Annotated in this window: 25 protein-coding genes, 2 tRNA genes, 1 other RNA gene and 1 pseudogene; 19 read left to right on the top strand and 10 right to left on the bottom strand. The window is 65.3% G+C overall.

Features of this window, described 5'->3' with window-relative positions:
• Nucleotides 1–308 precede the first annotated feature (308 nt).
• The 7 genes and pseudogenes from QF036_RS16110 to QF036_RS16080 all read left to right on the top strand — a co-directional run bounded on the left by QF036_RS16110 (nt 309) and on the right by QF036_RS16080 (nt 5,364).
• Nucleotides 309–728 (top strand): DUF3052 domain-containing protein, encoded by a 420-nt coding sequence (locus tag QF036_RS16110; RefSeq protein ID WP_003802164.1) that lies wholly within the window; start codon nt 309–311, stop codon nt 726–728.
• Nucleotides 725–1,228 (top strand): peroxiredoxin, encoded by a 504-nt coding sequence (locus tag QF036_RS16105; RefSeq protein ID WP_307103451.1) that lies wholly within the window; start codon nt 725–727, stop codon nt 1,226–1,228. Before QF036_RS16110 ends, QF036_RS16105 begins: the two co-directional genes overlap by 4 nt.
• Before the next feature lie 15 nt (nt 1,229–1,243).
• Entirely contained in the window at nt 1,244–2,173 is a 930-nt protein-coding gene (locus QF036_RS16100) for an NAD-dependent protein deacetylase (protein WP_307103449.1), read from the top strand.
• A gap of 81 nt (nt 2,174–2,254) precedes the next feature.
• Nucleotides 2,255–2,327 (top strand) — tRNA-Val (locus QF036_RS16095).
• Nucleotides 2,328–2,414: 87 nt separating this feature from the next.
• The gene (locus QF036_RS16090; RefSeq protein ID WP_307103447.1) at nt 2,415–2,732 is read left to right on the top strand and encodes a hypothetical protein; all 318 of its coding nucleotides are present in this window, start codon (nt 2,415–2,417) and stop codon (nt 2,730–2,732) included.
• A gap of 355 nt (nt 2,733–3,087) precedes the next feature.
• Complete coding sequence (locus QF036_RS16085) at nt 3,088–3,885, top strand: IclR family transcriptional regulator (protein ID WP_307103445.1); 798 nt, start codon at nt 3,088–3,090, stop codon at nt 3,883–3,885.
• A gap of 128 nt (nt 3,886–4,013) precedes the next feature.
• Nucleotides 4,014–5,364: pseudogene (locus QF036_RS16080) on the top strand (MFS transporter).
• Between the two features lie 162 nt (nt 5,365–5,526).
• Here the strand turns inward: QF036_RS16080 and QF036_RS16075 are convergent.
• Nucleotides 5,527–6,591, bottom strand: coding sequence for a D-2-hydroxyacid dehydrogenase (locus tag QF036_RS16075; protein ID WP_307103443.1), 1,065 nt, complete (start codon nt 6,589–6,591; stop codon nt 5,527–5,529).
• 80 nt (nt 6,592–6,671) lie between these two features.
• Here QF036_RS16075 and QF036_RS16070 point away from each other — a divergent pair, with 80 nt between their 5' ends.
• From QF036_RS16070 to QF036_RS16060, 3 genes are read left to right on the top strand one after another with little or no spacing between them, the layout of a single operon-like run.
• Nucleotides 6,672–7,601, top strand: coding sequence for an NAD(P)-dependent oxidoreductase (locus QF036_RS16070; RefSeq protein WP_307103441.1), 930 nt, complete (start codon nt 6,672–6,674; stop codon nt 7,599–7,601).
• On the top strand, nt 7,598–8,368 hold the full coding sequence (locus QF036_RS16065) for an SDR family oxidoreductase (RefSeq protein WP_307103439.1): 771 nt from the start codon (nt 7,598–7,600) through the stop codon (nt 8,366–8,368). Before QF036_RS16070 ends, QF036_RS16065 begins: the two co-directional genes overlap by 4 nt.
• Nucleotides 8,368–9,486 carry an L-idonate 5-dehydrogenase gene (locus tag QF036_RS16060; RefSeq protein WP_307103436.1) on the top strand — a complete coding sequence of 373 codons (1,119 nt, stop codon included), beginning with the start codon at nt 8,368–8,370 and terminating at the stop codon, nt 9,484–9,486. Before QF036_RS16065 ends, QF036_RS16060 begins: the two co-directional genes overlap by 1 nt.
• 6 nt (nt 9,487–9,492) lie before the next feature.
• Here QF036_RS16060 and QF036_RS16055 read toward each other — a convergent pair whose 3' ends face one another.
• On the bottom strand, nt 9,493–10,233 hold the full coding sequence (locus QF036_RS16055) for a FadR/GntR family transcriptional regulator (protein WP_307103434.1): 741 nt from the start codon (nt 10,231–10,233) through the stop codon (nt 9,493–9,495).
• A gap of 242 nt (nt 10,234–10,475) precedes the next feature.
• Here QF036_RS16055 and gndA point away from each other — a divergent pair, with 242 nt between their 5' ends.
• Both gndA and QF036_RS16045 read left to right on the top strand, forming a co-directional pair.
• Nucleotides 10,476–11,912 carry an NADP-dependent phosphogluconate dehydrogenase gene (gene gndA / locus QF036_RS16050; protein ID WP_307103432.1) on the top strand — a complete coding sequence of 479 codons (1,437 nt, stop codon included), beginning with the start codon at nt 10,476–10,478 and terminating at the stop codon, nt 11,910–11,912.
• Nucleotides 11,913–12,044: 132 nt separating this feature from the next.
• Nucleotides 12,045–12,878 (top strand): oxidoreductase, encoded by an 834-nt coding sequence (locus QF036_RS16045; protein WP_307103429.1) that lies wholly within the window; start codon nt 12,045–12,047, stop codon nt 12,876–12,878.
• Here the strand turns inward: QF036_RS16045 and epsC are convergent.
• From epsC to msrA, 3 genes are all read right to left on the bottom strand, one after another.
• Nucleotides 12,875–13,459, bottom strand: a complete 585-nt coding sequence (gene epsC, locus QF036_RS16040; RefSeq protein ID WP_307103428.1) for a serine O-acetyltransferase EpsC — start codon at nt 13,457–13,459, stop codon at nt 12,875–12,877. The two genes, QF036_RS16045 and epsC, sit on opposite strands and share 4 nt — an antisense overlap.
• Before the next feature lie 41 nt (nt 13,460–13,500).
• On the bottom strand, nt 13,501–14,436 hold the full coding sequence (gene cysK, locus QF036_RS16035) for a cysteine synthase A (RefSeq protein WP_003803333.1): 936 nt from the start codon (nt 14,434–14,436) through the stop codon (nt 13,501–13,503).
• Between the two features lie 67 nt (nt 14,437–14,503).
• A complete protein-coding gene (gene msrA, locus QF036_RS16030; protein WP_003803334.1) occupies nt 14,504–15,028 on the bottom strand; it encodes a peptide-methionine (S)-S-oxide reductase MsrA in 525 nt (174 codons plus the stop codon).
• A 101-nt stretch (nt 15,029–15,129) separates the two neighbouring features.
• Here msrA and QF036_RS16025 point away from each other — a divergent pair, with 101 nt between their 5' ends.
• The gene (locus QF036_RS16025) at nt 15,130–16,038 is read left to right on the top strand and encodes a Nif3-like dinuclear metal center hexameric protein (protein ID WP_307105950.1); all 909 of its coding nucleotides are present in this window, start codon (nt 15,130–15,132) and stop codon (nt 16,036–16,038) included.
• Nucleotides 16,039–16,100: 62 nt separating this feature from the next.
• Nucleotides 16,101–16,838, top strand: a complete 738-nt coding sequence (locus QF036_RS16020) for a zinc ribbon domain-containing protein (RefSeq protein WP_307103425.1) — start codon at nt 16,101–16,103, stop codon at nt 16,836–16,838.
• A gap of 66 nt (nt 16,839–16,904) precedes the next feature.
• On the opposite strand, the gene QF036_RS16015 is transcribed toward QF036_RS16020, so the two are convergent.
• Both QF036_RS16015 and QF036_RS16010 read right to left on the bottom strand, forming a co-directional pair.
• Nucleotides 16,905–17,669, bottom strand: a complete 765-nt coding sequence (locus QF036_RS16015; protein ID WP_307103424.1) for a YaaA family protein — start codon at nt 17,667–17,669, stop codon at nt 16,905–16,907.
• Nucleotides 17,670–17,733: 64 nt separating this feature from the next.
• Nucleotides 17,734–18,450: an alpha/beta hydrolase gene (locus QF036_RS16010; RefSeq protein ID WP_307103422.1), complete on the bottom strand. Its 717-nt coding sequence runs from the start codon at nt 18,448–18,450 to the stop codon at nt 17,734–17,736.
• 31 nt (nt 18,451–18,481) lie between these two features.
• Here QF036_RS16010 and QF036_RS16005 point away from each other — a divergent pair, with 31 nt between their 5' ends.
• From QF036_RS16005 to QF036_RS15985, 5 genes are all read left to right on the top strand, one after another.
• On the top strand, nt 18,482–18,673 hold the full coding sequence (locus QF036_RS16005) for a hypothetical protein (RefSeq protein ID WP_307103420.1): 192 nt from the start codon (nt 18,482–18,484) through the stop codon (nt 18,671–18,673).
• 57 nt (nt 18,674–18,730) lie between these two features.
• Nucleotides 18,731–19,122: RNase P RNA component class A (rnpB, locus tag QF036_RS16000), an RNA gene on the top strand.
• Nucleotides 19,123–19,696: 574 nt separating this feature from the next.
• The gene (locus QF036_RS15995; protein ID WP_307103418.1) at nt 19,697–21,190 is read left to right on the top strand and encodes a glyceraldehyde-3-phosphate dehydrogenase; all 1,494 of its coding nucleotides are present in this window, start codon (nt 19,697–19,699) and stop codon (nt 21,188–21,190) included.
• 115 nt (nt 21,191–21,305) lie between these two features.
• Entirely contained in the window at nt 21,306–21,515 is a 210-nt protein-coding gene (locus QF036_RS15990; protein ID WP_307103416.1) for a TolC family protein, read from the top strand.
• A 127-nt stretch (nt 21,516–21,642) separates the two neighbouring features.
• A complete protein-coding gene (locus QF036_RS15985) occupies nt 21,643–22,440 on the top strand; it encodes an HNH endonuclease family protein (RefSeq protein ID WP_307103414.1) in 798 nt (265 codons plus the stop codon).
• 29 nt (nt 22,441–22,469) lie between these two features.
• Here QF036_RS15985 and def read toward each other — a convergent pair whose 3' ends face one another.
• The 3 genes from def to orn all read right to left on the bottom strand — a co-directional run bounded on the left by def (nt 22,470) and on the right by orn (nt 24,040).
• Nucleotides 22,470–23,042, bottom strand: a complete 573-nt coding sequence (gene def, locus QF036_RS15980) for a peptide deformylase (protein ID WP_307103413.1) — start codon at nt 23,040–23,042, stop codon at nt 22,470–22,472.
• 123 nt (nt 23,043–23,165) lie between these two features.
• A tRNA-His gene (locus QF036_RS15975) sits at nt 23,166–23,238 on the bottom strand.
• 130 nt (nt 23,239–23,368) lie between these two features.
• The gene (gene orn / locus QF036_RS15970; protein ID WP_307103411.1) at nt 23,369–24,040 is read right to left on the bottom strand and encodes an oligoribonuclease; all 672 of its coding nucleotides are present in this window, start codon (nt 24,038–24,040) and stop codon (nt 23,369–23,371) included.
• Nucleotides 24,041–24,169: the final 129 nt, after the last annotated feature.

The following is a 24,169-nucleotide window of genomic DNA, read 5'->3' as shown; positions in this document are numbered from 1 at the left end:
GGCGTGAACGCGTCGTGTGCGTCATATCGGTTACAACAGCCCGGTCATGTGCGCCGGGCAGGTTCTATCTCGTGTGTATGACTGCCTATTCGTTGGGGGCGGTCGCCCCTCTAGGCATAGTTGTCAACAGTCACTGTAGCTCCGACGGCCTGCGGATGCGTAGCCGCGCTTGAACCCGCAGCCCTATTTGACCGTCATACTTGTTGTGTGACGCACAATAAGCCGCACCGCGGCGCATGCAGCTTGAAGCACACGCCCAAAGGGTGTTGGCTTGGAGTAATTGACATCACTATGCACAGGAGGAACACGTGAGCGAGGCCGACGCCGCCACTTCGGTAAATGTGGCGGAAAAATTGGGTTTCAAAGACGGGGATCTGATTCAGGAGTTCGGTTACGACGACGACGTCGACTTCGACTTGCGTGATGACATAGAGGATCTGACGGGGTCGGAGCTTCTGGATGAGGATGATCACGACGTCGTGGACGCCGTCATCTTCTGGTGGCGGGACGGCGACGGTGACCTCGTGGACGCCCTGGTCGACTCCCTCACGACGCTCACCGAGGGCGGCGTGGTGTGGGTCCTAACGCCCAAGTCCGGCCGCCCCGGATATGTTTCGCCCTCCGACATCCAGGACGCGGCCCCCACCGCGGGGCTGCACTGCACCACGTCCGCGGGCGTTTCCAAGGACTGGAGCGCCACGCGCCTGGTGACCAGGAAGAACAAATGACCGGACAGGCCGCTGTCGTATCAGTGGACTTGGCCGGGGTGCCCGCGGTTGGGCAGCAGGCGCCGGACTTCACCCTGGCCAATCAGTTCGGGGAACCCGTCCGTCTTGCCGACTTCCGCGGACGCAACGTGGTGGTTGTTTTTTACCCCTTCGCGTTCTCCGGCATCTGCACTGGCGAGCTGTGTGAGATCCGGGACAACCTCGCAGTCTTCGACCATGCCGACGCCGAGGTGCTGGCGGTTTCGGTGGACAGCAAGTTTGCCCTCCGGGCGTACGCCGAGCAGGAAGGCTACGGCTTCAGTCTTCTCGCGGACTTCTGGCCGCACGGCGCCGTAGCCCGGGAGTACGGCGTGTTCGACGAGGAAAGCGGAATGGCACGGCGCGGGACGTTCATCATCGACGCCGGCGGAACGGTCCGCTACGTCGTTGTGAATCCGCGGGGCCAGGCCCGGGAGCTCGCCGAATACCGCCGCATCCTCGCAGAACTGGCCCAGGGTTAAGCGTCAGGCCAACCCATGGATCAGCGGCGGACCGGCATCGGCCTGACAGGGTTCGCCAGTCTGCCTCCTGCCCCGCCCGCCGAGTCAGCGGCCAGCGACCTCGGCGCGCTAAGCGGGATATGTGACGTGCTTGCCGGGCTGCCGCTGGCGCTACTGACCGGGGCCGGCCTGAGCACGGACTCGGGCATCCCGGACTACCGCGGGCCGGATTCGCCCCCGCGCTCACCCATGACCTATCAGGAGTTTGTCGGCGATGCTGCCAACCGGCAGCGATATTGGGCGCGTAACCACATTGGCTGGTCCCACCTGAGGCGGGCCAATCCCAACGCTGGCCACGCCGCCGTCGCCGTCCTCGAGCGGCGCGGACTCCTGACCGGACTGATCACCCAAAACGTGGACCGCCTCCATGAGGATGCCGGCAGCGTCAACGTGGTGGACCTTCACGGACGCTTCGACCAGGTAATTTGCCTGGAGTGTCGGCGCACGTACTCGAGGCAACTGCTCGCGAGGGTTCTGGAAGAGCTGAATCCGGACTTTCTGGACCATGCCATGAAGTCCGGCCTTGTCGAGATGGCCCCCGATGCCGACGCCACTGTGGAGGACCTGCGACTGATCCGCAGTTTTGTGATCGCCCGCTGCCCCGCGTGCGGCGGCGTACTGAAGCCGGACTTTGTGTACTTCGGCGAAAACGTCCCCAAGGAACGCGTGGAGCGCGCGTACGCAATGGTGGATGAAGCCGAAGCCCTGCTCGTTGCCGGTTCCTCACTCAGCGTCATGAGCGGGCTGCGGTTTGTCCGTCACGCAGCCAAGCAAGGCAAACCTGTTGTCATCATCAACCGCGGCCAGACGCGCGGCGACGACCTCGCCACAATCAAGCTGGAAGCCGGAGTAAGTGAGTCCCTCGCCTGGCTTGCCCAAGAATTGCCCCCGCTCGCTGCGGCCTGACCCGATTGGCGTTTCAGGGCATTGTTCGGGTAGAGTCTATGTTCGTTGGTTCGAGCGCTTCGGTGCGAAAAACCACTCTTTGGGTCTTTAGCTCAGCTGGTAGAGCGCCACGTTTACACCGTGGATGTCATCGGTTCGATCCCGGTAGGACCCACCCTCATTACCCCGTCTGACCAAGTCCTTGGGCCTGGTCTGGCGGGGTTTTCTGTTTAATGTCTGTGCCCGGCCATAGCCTGCGGGCATGGAACACGTACTTGTGAGGACTGCTGCCGACGGGCAGCCCGGGGCTGTCATCCGCGGCGGGCAGGAATGGACGGTGGGCGCGGAGCCGTTGCGCTGGTTTGAACGCGTCAGCTGGTGGGAAGCGGAGCGCCGGATGCCGCTGGGACTTAGCCGCGTTGACGTCGAAGTGTGGCGGCTGCAGACCCGGCTGGGGAGAAATGCGGGATCGGCGCTGACCACCATGGAGATCGTGCGCGACGGACTTGGCGGCGGGTGGAGACTGCGGAGCGCTGTGGCGGACAACACCGCGGAAAGCGCAATCGCGGATGCGGCCTGAGCAGAAGGCAGGAAAGGCAAAGGGCTGGAAAGCCGGAAAGGCCCGAAATGCTAAGGGGCCTGGGAATTGGATAAGCCTTCCACCGCGACTATTGGGGGATGCCGCGGTGGAAGGCTTGCGTTTGAATATACCGTGAACTTTCGGAAACACGAAACTATTTAGAAGGTGGCCGTCCGGGCGTGGCTTCCCGCTCCGGTCGCATGCCGCTGATGCCGGCCTGCCTTCAGGAGTGGCCACTACGCCAGTATGATGGTAGCTGTTCAGTTGACTGGACGATTTGGCATCGTCGCCGGTGTTTCGGGCGCGATGCAATCTGCTGACCCCCGCTGCCTGAGCGCGTATGAAAAGGAGAATCATGGCCGATTCCCGTACCCCCAAAGCCAATGACGGACTGGGCAGCGCGTCCCCGGCGCCCGCTGTCACACGGGCTGCCGCCGTGCTGGAGTCTCTTGCGGCGTCCGCCACTGGCCGGCTTACCCTCAGCGATCTCGCCCGGGACCTCGGAATCCCCAAATCGTCAACGTCCAACCTTCTGCTGGCTCTTGAGGAGGCCAGGCTCATCAGCAGGCAGGGCGCCGAATACACGCTGGGGCGCAAGCTCGTTGAATTGGGTGCCGCCTACCTGAGCCGGCTCGACGAGGTCCAGGAGTTCTACCGTTTTTGCGAGCAGGCGCCCACGCTGTCAGGTGAAACGGTGCGCATCGCCATGCTGGATGGCACCAACGTTATCTACCTGGCGCGCTACGAGGGCCATCCGGCCGTCCGGCTGACCTCCAATATCGGCGACAAGATGCCGGTGTCGCTCTGTGCGGTGGGCAAGGCCCTGATCTCCAGGCTCCATGACCACGACATCGACGCGATGTTCCCTGACGATGCGGAGCTCCCAGTCCTGACGCCCAAATCACTGCGGACGGGAGCGGAACTGAAGGCTCAGTTGCAGCAGATCCGCGAGCAGGGCTACGCATTTGAAGACGAGGAATCCACCACGGGCGTGGTGTGTCTCGCCGTGAGTGTACCCACCCGCGGAGCGCATGGCCCCAGTCTTGGCTTGTCTGTCACTGCGCTGAAGGCAACCTACTCGCAGGAGCAGGGCGCGCAGATGGTTAAAGAGCTGAATGAGCTGGCCAGATCCCTGGGCAACCCCATGGGCTAGGCGAAACTCCGGCGCTATTGGCTCGTCGTTCATCATGTTGTACTCTGTTCAACATAGTGACCGACGCAATGGTGGTGTCACTACTCACCAGGCCAACGGGGGCCTGATGTGTCTTTGAGGGAGTGCTAGTGACAACTCGTACTGATTCACCGCTGGCTGAAGCGGACGGCGCCGTCGTCGATCCGGAACAGCTGCGAAGGGCAACACTTGCCAGCTCCGTAGGCTCCGCTCTGGAGTACTACGACTTCTATATCTACGGACTGGCTTTCGGCACTCATCTTCGGGCCGTTGTTCTTCAAGCCGCTCGGCGAAGAGGGTGCGCTGATCGCATCATTCGCCACGTACGGCGTGGGTTTCGCTGCCCGCCCCTTCGGCGGCATCGTCTTCGGCTACATTGGAGACCGGTTCGGCCGGAAAATGGTGCTGATCCTGACCATCGGCCTGATGGGCGCCGCAAGCTTCGCCATCGGCCTGCTGCCGACATTCGAGCAGGCAGGAATGCTCGGCGCGGTACTCCTGGTCATCCTCCGGATCGTCCAGGGCCTCGGCGCCGGCGCTGAGCAGGCCGGCGCAACGACGCTGATCTCCGAAGTGGCCCCGCCCCGCCGTCGTGGTTTCTTTGCCTCACTGCCGTTCGTGGGGATCCAACTGGGCACCCTCCTGGGCGCCGGCACCTTCGCCCTCATCGCCACCGCAGACAAGGCCGTGCTCGAAGGCTGGCTCTGGCGTGTGCCGTTCCTGGCCAGCGTGATCCTCATCGCGATAGCGGTGTTCATCCGGCTGCGGCTCAAGGAAACCCCGGTGTTCCAGGAGCTGGAGAAGCACAAGAACGTCGTCAAGAACCCCGTGGGCAAGCTCTGGAAGCACTCCAAGAAGAACGTTCTCGTCGGGATCGGCCTGCGCATGGGTGAAAACGGGAACTCCTCCATCTATTCGGCGCTGCTGGTGGCGTTCCTGGCGGCCCCGGCTGGCGTTTTCCCGGGCGACAAGTTCATCGGTCCCGTGGGTCTCCTGATCGCCGCCGGTTTCGCCGCCGTCATGGTGGTCACCTTCGGTGCGCTGTCCGACCGCTTTGGCCGCGTTCCGGTCTACCGCTACGGCGCCCTGTTCCAGGCGGTCATCGCCTTCCCGGCGTTCTACCTCGTGACCCTGGGCAATGTGACCCTGGTATGGGTCGTCATGGTGGTTGGCATCGCGCTCGGCGTGCAGTCCATGCTGGGACCCCAGTGCCCGCTGCTGCCTGAACTGTTTGGATCGCAGTACCGGTTCACGGGTGTGGCCATGTCCCGCGAACTCTCCGCCGTGCTGGCCGGCGGCCTGGTTCCGCTGGTGGGCGCGGCACTGCTGGCTGCCACCGGCTACTCCTGGCTGGTCCTGGCGCTCTACTCGCTGGTCCTTGCGCTGATCTCCTTCGTGAGCACCTTCTTCACGCCGGAAACCAGGGGCCGGGATCTGGTTTCAATCGAGGACGCCCACTAGGCGCCACACAGCCACGAAACATACAGCGCGAACTTACACTTGCGGCCCTTCCCTACACGGGGTGGGCCGCAAGTGTACGTTCGCGCCCGGGGGAGGGCGCAAAGGGAGAGCCGGGCAACCATGTGGCTGCCCGGCTCTCCGGTGATTCCCGTGAAGTGGGGTTTAGTAGAAGTGGACCGTATCCACGAGGTGGGGGAGTTCGCCGCCGTCCAGGAACGTCCTGAGGTTGCTGCAGAAGCGTTCGGCGATAAGGCGGTTCTCGGCCGCGCCCAGGGCCGAGGTGTGCGGAGACACCATGACGCGCGGGTGGCTCCAGAGCGGGCTGTCCTGCGGCAGCGGCTCGACGGCGAAAACGTCCAGGCAGGCGTAGGCCACCTGTCCGTTTTCCAGGGCCTCGAGCAGTGCGTCTTCGTCCACAACAGTTCCGCGGCCGACGTTCACGAATACGGTGCCGGGCTTCATGGCCGCGAAGGCCTCGCGGTTGAAAAGCTTCTCTGTGTAGGGGGTGCCCGGAAGGGTGTTCACCACAGCGTCCGCCGAGGCGAGCAGCCCGCCCAGTCCACCGTTGTCCGCCACTTCCTCGATGCCCTCGATCGGCTCCACGGAACGTTTTGTGCCGCTGACCTTCATGCCGAGTGCGCGGGCGATGCAGGCGGTTTCCAGTCCGATCTCCCCGAGCCCCGTGACCACCAGCGAGGAGCCGTTGACCAGCTTGGTGGGTATCCGCAGTTCCGGCCACACCTTGGCGGCCTGGTCCTGGGCGAGCTCCGCGGTCCGTTTGAAACCGTTGAGGATGCCCAGTGCCGCAAACTCCGCGAGGGGCAGGGCGTGCACCCCTGCGGACGTGGTCACCTTGAACTTGTTCAGAGTTTCCGCATCGAGCCCGGAGGCCTTGACTGCACCGCCGGCGCCCGCCGCCATGGCGTGGATCCACTGCAGGTGCGGGTTTTCTTTCGCGATCCGTGCCAGGCCCGCGGGGCTTTCGTTCGGGAAGCCGTAAAGCACGTCGGCCTTACCCAGCATCTCCCAGTAGCGCTCCTCCTGCTCAGGTGTGCGCTTGAAGTCGGGGTCGCCGGCGTGGTCTGCCGGGAACCGTTCGGGCGGCAGCAGGTCGGGCTCGTAAAGAACGGTAACAGAGGGATCTACGGCGCGGATGCGGTCCACGAACTCGGCTTCGAGCGGGACGGCGATCGCGACGGTGGTTTCAGTCGTCATGCTGTTCATCATACTGAATAGGGGCTAGAATACTGAACAGATTTCCAAGGATTGACCAACATTGACCACAACGTAGTGAGGTTCCCCTGCAGATGAATGTACAGAGAGCAGGCTTCGTGGGCCTCGGCCTGATGGGGGCGCCGATGGCGGCGAACCTGGTCCGGAAGGGGTGGGCGGTAACCGCCTGGAACAGGTCGCCCGCCGCGCTGGAGGATCTACGCCGGCTCGGCGGATCCGCTACAGACACCGTGGAACAACTCCGGGACGAGCCCGTGATCGTCTTCATGCTGCCTGACCTTGCCTACATTGAGGACGCGGCGTCCGGACTGCTCGCGAGCTGGCGGACGTCACCGCCGGCGGCCGGCACCGCGGTGGCGGTGATGAGCAGCGTTTCCCCCACCGCGGTCAAGGATTTCGGGCGCAGGGTCCAGGCGGCCAGTTCAGGCAATGCCGTGGTGCTGGACGCACCGGTCAGCGGCGGGACGAAGGGTGCCATCGAGGGGACCCTGGCCATCATGGCCGGCGCTGACCACGACGCCGACTTCCGCCGGCTGCTTCCGCTCTTCGAGGCCATGGGCACCACCGTGAAGCTCCTTGGACCGCTTGGAGCCGGATCGCTGGCCAAGGCGTGCAATCAGCTGGTGGTCGGAACAACGACGGCGGCGCTCGCCGAAGCGGCCGAGCTCGCCGAGCGCTCGGGCGTCGATGTCGCGGCCCTCTATGAGGTCCTGTCCGGCGGTCTCGCCGGCAGCCGCGTCCTGGACCAGGTCGGCCCCCGGATTGCCCGGAAGGACTACACGCCCACCGGCCCGGCAAAATTCATGCACAAGGACCTGTCCTTCGTCGTGGAGTCGGCCGACGCCGCCGGGTCCGCCGTTCCGATGGCGCGCGCCGGCGTCGAACTTTATGCCGAACTGAAGCGCCAGGGGCTGGGGGACCAGGACCTGGCCGTCGTCCGGCAAACCATTTCAAACCTCAGCGGCACGGGCGCCGTGAGCGCCACAGAAAGGACCCATTCATGACGTCACTTTTTGATTTGACCGGGCGGGTTGCGTTGGTGACTGGTTCGAGTCGGGGGATTGGTAATGCGTTGGCGCGGGCGTTGGCTGATGCGGGTGCGACGGTGGTGCTGAATGGTGTGAATGCTGAGCGGTTGAAGGCTGCGGAGGCGGTGATGGCGGCCGGGTACGCGCCGGGGCGGGTGCACAGTGTGGCGTTTGATGTCACGGACGATGCGGCGGCCGCGGCGGGTGTGGCGTGGGTGGAGGAGCATGTGGGTCCGTTGGAGGTGCTGGTGAACAATGCCGGGATCCAGCACCGGGTGCCGATGCTGGAGTTGGATGTGAAGGACTGGGAGCGGGTGATTTCCACGGATCTGACCAGCGCGTTCCTGGTGGGCCGGGAAGCGGCGCGGCACATGATTCCGCGGGGCAGGGGGAAGATCATTAACATCTGTTCGGTGCAGACGGACCTGGCCCGGCCCACGATCGCGCCGTATGTTGCGGCGAAGGGCGGGTTGCGGAACCTGACCCGGGCGATGACCGCGGAGTGGGCGGGGTCGGGGCTGCAGATCAACGGGATCGCGCCGGGGTACATCCATACCGAGATGACGCAGAACCTGGTGGATGATGAGCAGTTCAGTGCCTGGATCCTGGGCCGGACCCCGGCGGCGCGGTGGGGCACGGTGCAGGATTTGGCGGGTCCGGCGGTGTGGCTGGCCTCGTCCGGGTCGGATTTCGTGAACGGGCAGACGATCTTTATCGACGGCGGAATGACGGTGGTGGTCTGATGACACACGCAGAAACAACAACAGCAGGAGCAACAACAGCAGCATCGTCGACGGCGGCGCAAACCGCTTTGCCGGTTTCGGGTCCGGCGGTCGTGGCGCACGGCAAGGGGGATCTGCGGATCGAGGAGATCCCGCTGAAGGTGCCGGCGCCGGACGAGGCCGTGGTGGAGGTGCTGTATGGGGGGATTTGCGGGTCGGACCTGCATTACTGGCTGCACGGCGCGGCGGGCGAGTCGATCCTGAAGGCGCCGCTGGTGCTGGGGCATGAGATTTCCGGGCGGGTGGTCCGGGCCGCGGGGGACGGGACCGGCCCGGGAGCGGGGACGCCGGTGGCGGTGCATCCGGCCACTCCGGGCCCGGGTGCGGGTCCTGACGCGCCGCGGTATCCGGCGGGGCGGCCGAACCTGTCCCCGGGGTGCACGTACCTGGGCTCCGCGGCGAGGTTCCCGCACACGGACGGGGCGTTCAGCCGGTACGTGAACCTCCCCACTCGGATGCTCCGTGCCCTGCCCGAAACCCTGGACTTGCGGACGGCGGCGCTGATCGAACCGGCCAGTGTGGCCTGGCATGCGGTGTCCCGGGCCGGGGACGTGGCGGGCAAAACCGCCCTGGTCATCGGGTCCGGTCCGATCGGGGCGTTGGCGGTCGCGGTCCTCAAACGCGCCGGTGCTGCCCGGATCGTCGCGGTGGACATGCACGCCAAACCCTTGGAGATCGCTGCGGCGGTGGGCGCGGACGAGGTCCTGCACGCGGCCGACGCGGAGGCGATCGCCGCGGTCCAGGCCGACGTCGTGATCGAGTCCTCCGGGAACCACCACGGCCTGGCCTCCGCGATCCAGGGCGCGGCCCGGGGCGGGACCGTGGTCATGGTCGGGCTGCTGCCCACCGGAGCCCAGCCGGTCCTGATCTCCCTGGCCATCACCCGGGAACTGGACCTCAAAGGCTCGTTCCGGTTCAACGACGAAATCGACGAGGTCATCACCGCCCTGACCGACGGCACCCTGCACATCGGCCCGGTCATCACCCACGACTACCCCGTCACCAACGCCCTCGAAGCCTTCGACATCGCCCGCAACTCCGCCCAATCCGGCAAAGTCCTCCTCAACTTCACCGGCTAGCCAGAGTTAGGCGGACTGCGTCCGCCGCTGCAGCGGAACGAAAACCCTCGGCTGCTCCACCCAGACGGGCTCCATCTCCGAGATGGTGCGGCGCATGATCCTGCTCGATGCCTCCCGGGCCTCCGAAGCGTGGCCACCAAAGATGGCTTCAGCCACATCGAGGTGCCACTGCAGCGTGAGGTCCCGGGGGCGGTCGGGCATGAGGCCGTGCACGGTGCGGCCGGTCAGGGTTTCGGCCACCTGGCCCACGAGGTTGGCAAACATCTCATTGCCGGAACCGCTGAGCAGCAGGGAATGAAACTGGATGTCCAGCTCCAGGAAGCGCGGCACGTCGCCGGCCTTGCCGGCCTCGCGCATCGCCAAAGCCACGTCAAGCAGCTCCTGCCGAAGTTCCTGCGGTGCGTTGACCGCCGCGAGTTCGGCGGCCACGGGCTCGACCGCGGAGCGGAGTTCCGCCAGGGAACGCAGCTGGGCGCCGCGCCCTTCCCCGGCCAGCCGCCACCGAATCACGAGCGGATCGAACGGATTCCAGCGGTGCGCCGGCAGGACCTTGATGCCGACGCGCTTGGTGGTCTCCACCAGGCCAAGCGACTGCAGCACACGGACAGCCTCCCGGATCACAGACCGGGATACCTGCAGTTCGTCCTCCAGCTGCTCCGCCAGCATCACATGCCCTGGCGGGAGGCTGCCGTCGACAATTCTGGTACCCAGGTGCTCGACGGCACGGTGGTGGAGGCTGGTTGACATAGAGGTAAGCATAATCGGGCGGGGAGGCTTTGGTGCCCAGCAACCACGGCAGTCTGGACGGCGCCGCAGGAACGCCCCATAGACTCTTCATGGCGCAGTTTGCGTCCAAGGAGTGGTCACCCGCTTTCGCCGTCGACTGCGAATATATATGCTTTATTCACAATCTACTTTTCTGAAGGGTGCCCCGCAGGACATGCGGGACCCGACGCACACACGTTGCACACAGTGAATGGGAGTTTTTGATGTCAGCACACATCGGTGTCACCGGCCTTGCGGTGATGGGCGCCAACCTGGCCCGCAACCTTGCCCGGAACGGCTTCACGGTTGCCTTGCACAACCGCTCGGTCGGCAAAACCGACGCCCTGCTCGAAAAGCACGGCCACGAGGGTGACTTCGTCAGGACCGAGTCCCTTGAGGAACTGGTCAACTCCCTCGAAAAGCCGCGCCGCGTCCTGATCATGGTCAAGGCCGGCAAGCCGGTTGACTCCGTGATCGAGCAGCTCGAACCGCTGCTGGAGGCCGGCGACATCATCATCGACGCCGGCAACTCGCACTACGAGGACACCCGCCGCCGCGAAGCCGCGCTGGCCAAGAAGGACCTGCACTTCGTGGGCGTCGGTGTCTCCGGCGGCGAAGAGGGCGCCCTCAACGGCCCCTCCATCATGCCCGGCGGCTCCAAGGAATCCTACGAAGCCCTCGGCCCGCTGCTCGAAAAGATCTCCGCGAAGGTCGACGGCGAGCCCTGCTGCGCATGGGTCGGCACCGACGGCGCAGGCCACTTCGTCAAGATGGTCCACAACGGCATCGAATACGCCGACATGCAGGTCATCGGCGAAGCCTTCGACCTGCTGCGCTCCGGTGCCGGTATCGAGCCGGCAGAGCAGTCCAAGATCTTCACCGAGTGGAACAAGGGCGAGCTGTCCTCCTTCCTGATCGAAATCTCCGCCGAGGTCCTGGGCCACGTTGACGCCAAGACCGGCAAGCCGTTCGTCGACGTCGTCGTGGACGCAGCGGGCCAGAAGGGAACGGGACGCTGGACGGTCATCTCGGCACTGGAGCTTGGCTCGCCGGTTTCCGGCATCGCCGAGTCCGTCTTCGCCCGTGCGCTGTCCTCCCAGGCCGACCAGCGCAAGCTGGGCCAGGAGCTGCTCGCCGGCGAGGAAGCCGCCGTCGAAATCCCCGAGACCTTCGTTGAGGACGTCCGCCAGGCGCTCTACGCCTCCAAGCTCGTTTCCTACGCCCAGGGCCTGGACATGCTGACTTCGGCAGCCAAGGAATACAACTGGGACCTGAAGCTGGACGAGATTGCCTCGCTGTGGCGCGCCGGCTGCATCATCCGCGCCGAACTGCTCAAGGACATCACCAAGGCCTACGCTGCCGACGAGAAGCCCGCCAACCTGCTGTTCGCCCCGGCCTTCACCAAGGCCATCGCCGACGCCCTTCCGGCCTGGCGCCGCGTTGTGGCCACCGCCGTGCAGCTGGGCATCCCGGTACCGGTGTTCTCCTCCTCCCTGGCGTACTACGACGGCCTGCGCCGCAAGCGCGTCGCCGCTGCCCTGATCCAGGGCCAGCGCGACCTCTTCGGTGCGCACACCTACGGCCGCGTTGACGCCGAGGGCACGTTCCACACCCTCTGGGGCGAGGACAAGTCCGAAATCGAGGCAGTGGACACCCACTAGCCACACCCGCGATGTAACGCAGCAACGGCCTGCGCTTCCCCGCTAGTCTGGGGAGCGCCGGCCGTTGCCGTTTAACGGAAGCGACCTTGCGTGCCAGCTGTCCGTCGTTGCCGTGTCCAAGGAGTGCAGCACATGTCCCAGCCAATTGCGTTTGTCACCGGTGCGTCCACCGGCATCGGCTTCGAAGCCGCCCGGAAGCTCAGCGAACACGGGTTCACCGTGTACGCCGGGGCGCGGCGGGTCGAAAAGATGGAACCGCTGAAGGCCGGCGGAGTCAATGTTCTGGCCCTGGACGTGACGGACGAGGCGTCCATGGCAGGAGCTGTCGCGGCCATCCTCGAAGCCCACGGCAGGATTGACGTCCTGGTCAACAATGCAGGCTACGGCTCCTACGGATCGCTTGAAGAAGTGGAGTTGGCCGAGGGCAGGCGGCAGTTTGAAGTCAATGTCTTCGGCCTGGCACGCATGACCCAGCTGGTGCTTCCCGCCATGCGTGCCGCAGCGCAGGGGAGGATCATCAACGTGTCCTCCATCGGCGGCAAGATGTACGAGCCCCTCGGTGCCTGGTACCACGCCACGAAGTTCGCCGTGGAAGGTCTCAGCGATTCGCTGCGGCTGGAGCTCAAGCCGCACGGCATCACGGTGTCGATCATCGAACCGGCGGGTACACAGACGGAATGGGGCGGCATCTCGGGCGAGAGCCTGCTGGCAACCTCCGGGCACGGACCGTACGGGGACCAGGCGAAAATCGTCGCCGGTGCGCTGGCTTCCACTTCAAGTTCAAGCATGGCGACGCATCCGGGCGTCATTGCCGATGCCATTGTTCATGCCGCAACGGCGCCGCGGCCGAAAACCCGCTACCCGGCCGGCAAGGGTGCCCGCGCAATCCTGACTTTGCGCAGGCTCCTGCCCGACACCATGTTCGACGTTGTGCTGTGGACGATCTACAAGCGGTTTGCCCGCTAGATCCGGTATTCGATGTAATACTCTGCCGGGTCCACGGCGGGCTTGGTCTCCCGCTGTGCGTCGCGGTGCCGCCAGCTCGCCGGGATGCCCGTGACGATGGACTCCGGCGGTGCGTCCTTAACGACGACGGCGTTCGCCCCCACGGCGCTGTCGTTGCCGATGATGATCGGCCCCAGGATTTTGGCGCCGGCGCCGATCGTCACCCGGTCCCCGATGGTGGGGTGGCGCTTGACCTTCGCGAGGGAACGGCCGCCGAGCGTGACGCCATGGTAAATCATGACGTCCTCACCGATCTCGGCCGTCTCGCCGATGACCACACCCATGCCGTGGTCGATGAAAAAGCGGCGTCCGATGGTGGCGCCGGGATGGATCTCGATGCCGGTCAGGAACCGCGTGAGCTGCGAGATGAGCCGTGCCGGAAACCGCGTGGACGGGTTCTGCCACAGCTTGTGCGTCAGGCGGTGCGCCCAGATGGCGTGCAGCCCTGAGTACGCGAAAAAGTTCTCAAAAGAACCTCGAGCCGCCGGGTCGTGGGACCGGGCGGCATCGAGGTCTTCCTTAAGTCTTGCGAAGAAACCCACAAAGATCTTTCTACAGGAAACGGAAAGCAGCTGGCTAAGGTCTAGCCGCGGATGTCGTCATAGAGCACCGTGGAGATGTAACGCTCGCCGAAGTCGCAGACCACGGCGACGATCAGCTTGCCGGCGTTCTCCGGGCGCTTCGCCAGTTCCAGGGCGCCCCAAACGATGGCGCCGGAGGAGATGCCGCCCAGGATGCCTTCCTTGACGCCGAGCTCGCGGGCGACGGCCACGGAGTCCTCCAGGGTGGCGTCCAGGACCTCGTCGTAGACATTGGTGTCCAGGAGTTCCGGGATGAAGTTGGCGCCAAGGCCCTGGATCTTGTGCGGGCCGGGTGCTCCACCGTTGAGGATGGGGGAGTCCTTGGGTTCCACGGCAACGATCTGGACGTCCGGGTTGCGTTCCTTCAGGACCTGGCCGACGCCCGTGATGGTGCCGCCGGTGCCGATGCCGGAGACAAAGATGTCAACCTTGCCGTCGGTGTCGGCCCAGACCTCCTCAGCGGTGGTCTTGCGGTGGATCTCCGGGTTGGCTTCGTTGGCGAACTGCTGTGCCCAGATGGAGTTCTCGGTGTTGGCCACGATTTCCTGGGCCTTTTCCACGGCACCGCGCATGCCCTCGGAGCCCGGGGTCAGCACGATCTCGGCACCGAAGGCGCGGAGCATGACGCGGCGCTCGGTGGACATGGTTTCCGGCATGGTCAGGATGACCTTGTAGCCGCGGGCTGCGCCCACCATGGCCAGGGCGATGCCCGTGTTGCCGGAGGTGCCTTCGACGATGGTTCCGCCGGGCTTCAGCGCGCCGGACTTCTCCGCTGCGTCGATGATGGCGACGCCGATACGGTCCTTGACGCTGTTGGCCGGGTTGTAGAACTCAAGCTTGACCGCAACGGTGGCGTCCAGGCCTTCCGTCAGGCGGTTGAGCTTGACCAGCGGGGTGCCGCCCACCAGCTGTGTTACATCGTCGTAGATCCGTGCCATGTGTACTTGCGCCTATCTCTCAGGAGGGAATACTTTGGTCAGCCTAACGATGGGGTCAGCGCCCCTGCTAAGCATTAAGCCATGCAGAGTAATATTTCCGTGCCTTGGCCAGCTTCGGGTTAATAATGACCTGGCAATACCCCTGCTCCGGGAACTTGGCGTAGTAGTTCTGGTGAATGTTCTCCGCCGGATAGAACACAGGGAGCCGGCTGACCTCTGTCACAATCGGCCGGGACCACAGGGCCTGGTTCCGTTCGATCGCCTCCTCGAAGAGGATCTTCTCCTCGGTGGTCTCATAGAACATTGACGAGCGGTACTGCGTTCCGACGTCGTACCCCTGGCGGTTGAGCGTGGTGGGGTCGTGCAGGGCGAAGAACATGTCCAGGATGACCTCGGCCGGGATGACATCCTCATCGAAGGTCACAGCAACCACCTCAGCGTGCCCGGTGGTGCCGGAACAGACGGAATAGTAGTCCGGGTGGCGTTCATGGCCGCCGGTGTATCCCGAAACCACCGACGAGACGCCCATTGTTTTCTGGTAGACGGCGTCCAGGCACCAGAAGCAACCCCCGCCAAGCACAAAAGTTTTCATGTCCTCTTCAATGGTTCGCACGCGCCAATGATTCCCCCAGCCCACCCTAGGGTCATATGCCGGTCAGAGGCCAGAGCCGACTGTAGGGTAAAAGTATGAGTATGGAACCTGTGAACAGTGACGTTGCAGCGGAACCGGAAGAAGCTCCCGACGCCGCCGAGTCACCCGCCGCTGCAACGCTGGGGCAACTCATGCTGGCCGTGGAGGAGCTCTGGCCGGAGTCCCTTGCAGAGGCATGGGACGAGGTGGGGCTCGTGGCCGGCCATCCGTCAGCTGAAGTCACGCGCGTCATGTTCGCCGTGGATCCCACGCTCGAGGTCATTGACGAGGCCATCGAATGGGGCGCGGAACTGCTCATCACCCATCACCCGCTGCTGCTCAAGGGTGTCACCTCGGTTGCCGCCAACACACCCAAGGGCCGCGCGGTCCACCGCCTGATCGAGTCCGGCACGGCACTGCTGACAGTCCACACCAACGGAGACTCAGCGGTGGGCGGCGTTTCCGACGTCCTTGCCGACGCCCTGGGGCTGGAGAACGTATCGCCACTGACCCCGGCAGCCGACGGCCTTCCGGAGGAAGGCATCGGGCGCGTAGGGGACCTCGACGAGTCCATGACGCTGGGCGATTTCGCCGCGCGGGTCTTCGGCATCCTTCCCTCGGTGGCTGGCGGCGTGCGCGTCTCCGGGGACAAGGACGGGCTGGTGCAGCGGGTTGCCGTGTGCGGCGGGGCCGGGGATTCCCTCTTCGACGAGGTCAGGGCCAGCAACGCGGACCTGTACATCACCGCCGACCTGCGCCACCACCCGGCTTCTGAAGCCAGGGAGGCGGCCGTGAACGGCCGCCCCTACCTCATCGATGTCTCGCACTTTGCCAGCGAATGGCTGTGGCTCCCTGCCGCCGCCGAGGCGCTGGGCAACGTGCTCGCGGACCAGGGCCTCGACGTCGAAATCAAGGTCAGCACCACCAACAGCGATCCGTGGGACTTCATACTGACTCCCGGCGGCGACTAGAGTCTAGAAGACCCCACAGGGGTGCCGGCCAAGGGCCGGATGGGATCAAGCGGAGGTAAAACGTGGCCAAGGCAGCACCGGCGGAACAATTGAAGTTGCTCGAGCTCCAGGGCCTGGATGCCCGGCTGAAGTCACTGTCGAACCGCCGCCGCAGCCTTGAAACTGATCCGCGGATAACCGATCTCGAAGCCGCCCTTAGCGTTGCCAACGGGGAACTGGGCGCCGCGAAACTCGCCGTCCATGACGCCGAAGCCGAACTGAAGCGGGCCGAGGCAGATGTGGAGCAGGTGGCAACCCGGATCGAACGGGACGAGGCCAGGCTCAACAGCGGCACGGGTCTCTCCAAGGATCTCGTCGCCCTGCAGAAGGACATCGCCTCGCTCAACAAGCGCCGTTCAGACCTGGAGGACGTCGAGCTGGAGGTCCTGGAGCGGCTGGATGTCCTGCGCGAACGGCAGGCGGCCCAACAGAGCATCGTGGACGATATCCAGGGCTCGTTCGGCGGAATCCGGGCCGAACTCGACGAGCAGTTGGCGGAGATCAACGCTGAGGAGACCGTAGTTCGCGGCCAAAGAGCAGAGTTCGCCGCAGGGCTGGACGCCGGAATGCTTGCGGTTTACGAGAAGACGCTGGCCCGGCGCGGCGTGGGCGCGGCGCGGCTCTTCCACGGAACGTCGGAAGGGTCGGGCATGCAGCTGAGCCCCGGCGACCTGGCCGAGATCAGGGCCGCCGCCGAGGATGACATCGTGTTCTGCCCGGACTCCGGCTGCATCCTGGTGCGCTCCGCCGAGTGGGTCTGACGCAAGTAACTCGCAGTTGATGCCGTTTTGGGCTCTCGAAACGGCATCAACTGCCAGCCCGTTGGGTCAGCCCGGCAGGATGATGTTGAGGGCGTGGGCCTTGCGCGCGGTGCCAGGAACGAGTTCGGCCTGCCACTTCTCGGCTGCCGCCTTCCGCAGCTGCTCCGGCGTCGCCGGGGCTTTGCCGCCCCGCGTCAGCAGGTGCCGGGCCAGCTCGCCCCGGGTGTGCTTGGCAAAGTGGCTGACCACCTTGCGCGCGCCGTTCACCTCAGTGAACACGTTGACTGTCACGGTGTCCGCCGGCGGGGGAGTCCAGGCGGCCGCGTAGGTGCTGGACCGGCAATCGACCAGGAGCTGGCCGCCGGCAATTTCGCCGAGGGCGTCGGTCAGTTGCGGTTTCCAGAATGAGGCAAGGCGTCCGACGTCGGGCAGGGCCGTTGACATGGACAGCCGGTAGGCGGGCACTGAGTCGGCGAACCGGATGGCGCCCCACAGTGCGGAGATGACCAGCACCGACTCATCCGCCCGGCGCCGCTGCGCCGGCGTCATCGACTTGTAGCCCAGGGCGTCGTACAGCACGCCGGAGTACACCTGGTGTGCCGGCGCCGCCGGTTCGGCGTGGAGCCGCGTGTTGCGTTCGACGTCGTCCTTGAGCGAGGCTCCGACGCCCAGCAGGGCGAGCGCATCCTCATGTGCGCTGACTGTCCCCAGCGCATCGAGCACCTTTGCCCGGTAGGTATTCAGCACAGGGAAACTCAACGAAGTCCAGTCCATGGCGTCTCCACGGACGGCCGGAGTCTTGCCTTCGGATGGGGGGAGCAGAATCAGCACCGTACGATCTTACCGGCCGGGTGCGGGATCAGCTGAGGGGCGGGATCAAATGGAGGTGCGGAGCTCAGCCCAGGGAACGGCCCAGGAAGTCCAGCACGTCCGGCAGGATGGACCGCCAATACAAGGCGTCATGGCCGCCGGGCTGAAAACCGCCCTCCACCCTGCCGGGAAGTCCCGAACGGTAGTTGCGCACCGTGGGGGCCAGATTGTCCTCACTGCCGCAGTCGATCCTTTTGCCAATCGCTGCAAGTCTCGGCCGGAGCGCAAAAACGTCGTTCGCCTTGAAATCGGCCGGGCCGTCGAAGGCGCCCTCCATGCCCTCTTCATAGCTGGACCAGACGGCCGGGCTCATGGCTGCAACGGCGCGAACTCCGGACACCCTGCCCCGCGACGCGAGGAGAAGGGCGCCGAACCCGCCCATCGACGTGCCGAAGATGCCGACCTTTCCGAGGTCGAGCCCCTGATCGCCCAAGAAGGGCAGAAACTCCTGCACCAGCATCGACTGCGTGTCGCTGCCGTCAGCGCGGGCATGCCACCAGGAATCGCCGCCGTCCACGGCGGCAACCGCAAAGGACGGGCCGCCGTCGTCCAAGTGGCGCTGCAGGGCCCGGTCCGCCGCGAGATCGCCCAACAGAACTTCACTGCTGCCGCCCAGCCCGTGCAGGAAGACGGCCACGGGCAGCAACTGGCCTGCCTCGTCCGGAAGCGGCACCGCCAGGGACCAGTGCGTGGCGACCCCAGGACGGAAGCGGGAGACAAATGCGCCTGTCCGGGTCGACACTGTGGAAGGCGGAGACGGGGGAGCCGGCGGGATGGCCGCCGTCGTTGTTCCCGGCGAAGTAGGTGTTCCGGCCGAATCGGGCAGCGAACTGGCCGTCGTGGGGCCGGGAACCGGTGCAGGCGGCACCGTGCAGGCGGATGCGGCGGTCAGCCCGGCAGCGACACCTGTCAAATGCAGCAAGCGTCGCCGTGTGAAGGACGGCTGGTCCATTTCCCGATTTTAGACCCCGCGCCGGGCGCGTGTCCGGGTCCGCCGGAAAGCCCGTAAACTGGACTGCGGATGGGTTGACCAGGCGGCCGCGCGCCACGCAAGTGGCTCGAGGAACGTCCGGGCTCCACAGGGCAGGGTGGTGGGTAACGCCCACTCGGGGTAACCCGCAGGCCAGTGCCACAGAAAACAGACCGCCTGCGTCGCGCCGATTTGAAAGCGGCACGAAGCAGGTAAGGGTGAAACGGCGGTGTAAGAGACCACCAGCTTCCCGGGTGACCGGGAAGGCTAGGTAAACCCCACCCGGAGCAAGGCCAGACAGGACACGTTTGAGGGCTGCCCGCCCGAGTGTCCGGGTAGGCCGCTGGAGGGCGCCGGCAACGGCGCTCGTAGATGGATGGCCGCTACTCCCGCGCCGGCAACAGCGCGGGAGCACAGAACCCGGCGTATCGGTCAACCCATCCACTCAAAGCCAGCAGCAGGTTGGACCTCATGCTGCGTCTTGGCCGGCGACTCCGTGAGCGGGACAGTCCGGGTTGGTGGGGCGGGGATGCTGCGGACTGTACCGCCAAGGTGCACAAGTGCATCCGGGTGTCCGGTTGGTTGGGCGCTGCCATGCACTCCCGGCTCCCAGGGCGACCATTTCATACATCGTTTGGCCTTTCTTTCGCAGACGGCATCTTTACGAGTGCATCGCCGTCAGGGCCGTCAGCTTATGGCCCCCTGAAGGCGTGCGGATAGTGGTTGCCGGGATTGCGTCGATAACAATCCCGCATCCCAGGCGACAGGTATCACACCCGGTGTGAGTGATTTCACGGGCTCCGGGGCAAGAGAAGCCCCCGGGCCCGCCTAGAATGGATGGTGAACGTAGAAGTTCTTCCGCCGGATCTGCGTTCGCAGCCGGCGGTTTTTCTTTGCACGGTCAACGGCATCCGGGGTGGACCGAAACCCTGCCGGTGCCAGCTTGCCCTGGATAACTTCCAGTGGCCGCCATCCGGTTTACGAGGACGTAGCCGGTTGAACCAAGGAAGGTAGTTCTGTGAGCCAGACGTCAGATTCTTGTCTTGATACGTGGATGGGCCGTGAGGCGCTCGCCGAGGCCATGATCCCGGTTATCGGCCGGCTGTACCGTGAAAACAACGTGGTTACCTCCATCCACGGACGCAGCCTGATCAACAAGTCCACCATGAACATCCTGAAGGCGCACCGCTTCGCGCGCCGGATGAGCAAGGATGAGCTGCTCCTGGAGGAGACGGCACCGCTGCTGAACACGCTGGCGCAGCTGGAGCTGGGTGCCGCTGCCATCGACATCGCCCGCCTGAACCAGAAGTTCAAGTCCGACGGCGGCGACCTGACTCTGGAGGAATTCCTCCGCGCCGAGCTGGCTGAGGTCGTGGGCAAGCGGGGCGCCGACGACCGCACCAGCACCGACGTCGTGCTCTACGGCTTCGGCCGCATCGGCCGCCTGCTGGCGCGCCTGCTCATCGAAAAGGCGGGCGGCGGCCACGGCCTGCGCCTGCGCGCCATCGTGGTCCGGCGCGGCTCCGACAACGATCTGGCCAAGCGGGCAAGCCTGCTGCGCCGCGACTCCGTTCACGGCTCCTTCGAAGGAACCATCAAGGTGGACACCGACGCCAACACCATCACGGCCAACGGCGTCCAGGTCCAGGTCATCTACTCGGACAACCCGGCCACCATCGACTACACCGCCTACGGGATCAACAATGCCCTCGTGGTGGACAACACCGGCCGCTGGCGCGACGCCGAGGGCCTCGGCCAGCACCTGCTGAGCAAGGGCGTGTCGCGCGTGCTCCTGACCGCGCCCGGCAAGGGCGACCTGAAGAACATCGTCCACGGCATCAACCACCGCGACATCACGGACGCGGACCGGATCGTCACGGCCGCCTCCTGCACCACCAACGCCATCACGCCGGTCCTGAAGGCCCTGAACGACAAGTACGGCGTGATCCACGGCCACGTGGAGACCGTCCACTCGTTCACGAACGACCAGAACCTGATCGACAACTTCCACAAGGGCGACCGCCGCGGACGCTCCGCCGCGCTGAACATGGTGATCACCGAAACCGGTGCGGCCAAGGCCGTCGCCAAGGCTCTTCCGGAACTGCAGGGCAAGCTCACCGGCAGCTCCATCCGGGTCCCAACCCCGGACGTGTCCCTGGCTGTCCTGAACCTCAGCCTGGAACACGGCACCACCAAGGATGAGGTCAACAACTACCTGCGCGAGATGTCGCTGCACTCTGACCTGCGCAAGCAGATCGACTACATTGACTCCCCGGAGGTCGTCTCCACCGACTTCGTCGGTTCCCGACGTGCAGGCATCGTCGATGGCCTCGCCACCATCGCCAACGACAAGAACCTGGTCGTCTACGTCTGGTACGACAACGAGTTCGGCTACAGCTGCCAGGTGGTCCGCGTCATGGAGGAAATGGCCGGGGTCAACCCGCCGACCTTCCCGGCCAAGGACTCCGCAAAGGACGCAGCCCCGGTCCTGGCCGTGGCAGCCCCGGTCTAACCGAAGCGTTCCGTCAGCCCCGCCGGCACACCTGTGCCGGCGGGGCTGACCCGTTCCCGGGAACTTCCCGGGCAATTCTCTGGAATCAGCCGGTAAACGGGCACAAACTTGTGTCATGGAACAGAACCCGACACTCCAGCATGAGACAACCCTGGAACATGCCCTCGACGTTGCAAAGGCCAACCAGAAAGAAGCCCAACGGCTTCTGGACCAGGCACGCACTGCACATGCGGCAGGGGAAATCGGCGATGACAGGGTGGCCCAGCTGGAGCGGCTGCTTGATCTCGCCAACACCGATCTTCATCGGGTCATGCGCGAGCAGTAGGCCGCCCGCCCTCCACAGGGCACCTGTCCTCCACACTGTGGATATCCGCACAGCGGCGGGCGGTTTCGCCTAGGCTCCTGGATGTGTACCCGCATCCTGCCCCGGAGTCCTGCCCAGAGGCGGCCCCGTGAGTGTCAGCTGGGCCGGCTACCGGCGTGCCCGCCGCCGCTCCCGGCAGGCCTGGGCAGTGCTAGGTGTCGCGGCGGCAGCGGTAGTCGCCGCCAGCGTGTGGTTTTTTGCGGCAGGCCAGTTCATCGCCGCCGAGCCCGCAGTGTCCGGGCCCAGCGAGGCTCCGGTGTTCGATGCCGCCTGGATGAAGCCCGTGACACCCCCGTACCCGGTCCCGCGGGGCAGCGCGGCCGCCGCACTGGGAGCCCTGGCCGTGAAGGGCAGGGCATCCGGCAGCGACTACGACCGGTCTGCCTTCGGCCAGGCCTGGCAGGACGCCGACCACAACGGCTGCGACACCCGCAACGACATCCTGCGCCGGGACCTTCACGACGTTGCGTTCACCAAGGGATCAAAGTGCAAGGTTGCCGCCGGCACCATGCATGAGCCGTACGTGGGGCTGGTGGTCAGGTTCGTCCGCGGGGCAGATTCCAGCAAGGACGTGCAGATCGACCACGTCGTCGCGCTGGGCGACGCCTGGCAGAAGGGGGCCCAGCAGCTGACGCCGCAGCAACGGCAGAACCTCGCCAACGATCCGCTAAACCTCATCGCCGCGGACGGTGACGCCAACCAGGAGAAAAGCGCGTCGGACGCCGCCACCTGGCTGCCGAAGAACAAGGCACTCCGGTGCCACTATGTGGCGCGGCAGATCTCGGTGAAGGCAGCGTACGGCCTCTGGGTCACCCAGCCGGAAAGGGACGCCATGGCCCGCGTGCTGGATTCATGCCCGCAGCAGCAGACGGTGATGCCCCGGTAGGGCCTCAGCGGGCAGAAACAGCGCCGGTATCAGTGGCCGAACGGGTCCGGGTCCACGCCCGGCATCCAAGTCAGGCCCGGGACGCCCCAGCCGCTCTTCTTGGCCTGCTTCATCGCCTTGCGGGCATACCTGTCGATGAGCCGGTTGACGTACAGCTTGCCGTCCAGGTGGTCGTATTCGTGCTGGATGATGCGCGCAAACCAGCCGGTCGCCTCGAAATCCACCGGCTTTCCGTCCCCGTCAAAGCCCTGCACCCGTACCCATTCGGCACGCTTGAGCGGATACTGCCCACCGGGGAAGGAGAGACAGCCCTCCACTTCCTCGTCCGGATCCGGCAGCGCCCCGGACACCTTGGAGAGGGTCAGCACAGGATTTACCACGACGCCGGCCGGGGGAGCGCCGTCCTCGTTCTCGAACTTGTACACGAAGATCCGCTTGCCCACGCCGATTTGCGGCGCGGCCAGTCCGACGCCGTTCGCCTTGTCGTTTGTTTCGAACATGTCGGCAATCAGCTGGCGAAGCCCGTCGTCGAACTCCTCCACTTCAGCAGCCCGGCGGTGCAGCACCGGCTCACCCCAGATGGTGATGGGCAGAACAGTCATGTCAGGGAATTCCTTCGGCGCTTTGCCGGGCGAGCCGGCTGGGGGTGAAACCAACAAAGGCCGCACCGGATAACCGGTACGGCCTTTGTTGCTGGCCGGCAATAAACTGCCGTCCTCGGTGCGGGTGAGCGACGGGGGTTGAACCCGCGACCTCCTGGACCACAACCAGGCGCTCTGCCAACTGAGCTACGCCCACCATGTGCCCTGCAGACTGTCCGGTTTCCCGGCCTTCCGAAAAGGCAACGACAAATAGCTTACCTGCTGTTGGGGGATGCTTTTGCCACTTTTGGCCGTTTCGGCAAAAATTTCCTCAAACGTGGCGGAGATTACTTTCCGGGCTGCTCCGCAGCGGGCGGCGTCATGCTTTCCGTGGCCGGCTGGCCGACGGCGGAGGGCGACGACGAGATGCGCTGGGAGATCTTCTGGGCCGTGGCGCTGTCCGGTCCCGGTGCGGGCACGAAGACGGCTTCCCGGTAGTACCGGAGTTCGTCGATGGAATCCTTGATGTCCCCGAGGGCGCGGTGGCCGCCGAGCTTCGCCGGCGCCTGGAAGTAGGCGCGTGCATACCAGCGCCGGGACAATTCCTTGATGGTGCTGACGTCGATGATGCGGTAGTGCAGGTGCTCCACCACCGAGGGCATGTCCCTGGCGAGGAAGACCCGGTCCGTTCCCACCGAGTTGCCGGCGAGGGGCGCCTTGCGGGGGTCGGGAACCCACTTGCGGATGTAGTCCAGCACCAGGGCCTCTGCCTCGGCCATTGTCTTGCCGGCCGGAAGCTCGTTCAGCAGACCTGACCGGGTGTGCATGTCCCGGACGAAGTCGTTCATTTGCGTGAGGGCGGCGTCGTCCGGCTTGATCACCACGTCCACCCCGTCGCCGAGGATGTTGAGTTCGGAGTCGGTTACCAGGGCCGCGACCTCGATCAAGGCGTCGTGGACGTTGTCGAGGCCGGTCATTTCGCAGTCGATCCAGACGATGCGTTCGTTAGTAATAGGCACCCGTTCAGCCTACCGTTCAGCCGCGTGCAAGCCTTGGAGAGGCGCTCCGGTGCTAACATTTCGGGTACGTGGCAACGCCTCATTGCGCCGCCGCGTCCCCGGCGACGCCCTTTTTGGCTGGCCGCTCAG

The organism is Arthrobacter globiformis (assembly GCF_030817195.1).
Lineage (GTDB): Bacteria > Actinomycetota > Actinomycetes > Actinomycetales > Micrococcaceae > Arthrobacter > Arthrobacter globiformis_D.
This window is presented reverse-complemented; position numbering and strand designations above follow the sequence as displayed.

Excerpts from the sequence above, each read along its gene's own strand:
- QF036_RS16105 (WP_307103451.1), top strand. The coding sequence starts at position 725 with ATGACCGGACAGGCCGCTGTCGTATCAGTGGACTTGGCCGGGGTGCCC.
- QF036_RS16100 (WP_307103449.1), top strand. The coding sequence starts at position 1,244 with ATGGATCAGCGGCGGACCGGCATCGGCCTGACAGGGTTCGCCAGTCTG.
- QF036_RS16090 (WP_307103447.1), top strand. The coding sequence starts at position 2,415 with ATGGAACACGTACTTGTGAGGACTGCTGCCGACGGGCAGCCCGGGGCT.
- QF036_RS16085 (WP_307103445.1), top strand. The coding sequence starts at position 3,088 with ATGGCCGATTCCCGTACCCCCAAAGCCAATGACGGACTGGGCAGCGCG.
- QF036_RS16075 (WP_307103443.1), bottom strand. The coding sequence starts at position 6,591 with ATGATGAACAGCATGACGACTGAAACCACCGTCGCGATCGCCGTCCCG.
- QF036_RS16070 (WP_307103441.1), top strand. The coding sequence starts at position 6,672 with ATGAATGTACAGAGAGCAGGCTTCGTGGGCCTCGGCCTGATGGGGGCG.
- QF036_RS16065 (WP_307103439.1), top strand. The coding sequence starts at position 7,598 with ATGACGTCACTTTTTGATTTGACCGGGCGGGTTGCGTTGGTGACTGGT.
- QF036_RS16060 (WP_307103436.1), top strand. The coding sequence starts at position 8,368 with ATGACACACGCAGAAACAACAACAGCAGGAGCAACAACAGCAGCATCG.
- QF036_RS16055 (WP_307103434.1), bottom strand. The coding sequence starts at position 10,233 with ATGTCAACCAGCCTCCACCACCGTGCCGTCGAGCACCTGGGTACCAGA.
- gndA (WP_307103432.1), top strand. The coding sequence starts at position 10,476 with ATGTCAGCACACATCGGTGTCACCGGCCTTGCGGTGATGGGCGCCAAC.
- QF036_RS16045 (WP_307103429.1), top strand. The coding sequence starts at position 12,045 with ATGTCCCAGCCAATTGCGTTTGTCACCGGTGCGTCCACCGGCATCGGC.
- cysK (WP_003803333.1), bottom strand. The coding sequence starts at position 14,436 with ATGGCACGGATCTACGACGATGTAACACAGCTGGTGGGCGGCACCCCG.
- msrA (WP_003803334.1), bottom strand. The coding sequence starts at position 15,028 with ATGAAAACTTTTGTGCTTGGCGGGGGTTGCTTCTGGTGCCTGGACGCC.
- QF036_RS16025 (WP_307105950.1), top strand. The coding sequence starts at position 15,130 with ATGGAACCTGTGAACAGTGACGTTGCAGCGGAACCGGAAGAAGCTCCC.
- QF036_RS16005 (WP_307103420.1), top strand. The coding sequence starts at position 18,482 with ATGGCCGCCGTCGTTGTTCCCGGCGAAGTAGGTGTTCCGGCCGAATCG.
- QF036_RS15990 (WP_307103416.1), top strand. The coding sequence starts at position 21,306 with ATGGAACAGAACCCGACACTCCAGCATGAGACAACCCTGGAACATGCC.
- def (WP_307103413.1), bottom strand. The coding sequence starts at position 23,042 with ATGACTGTTCTGCCCATCACCATCTGGGGTGAGCCGGTGCTGCACCGC.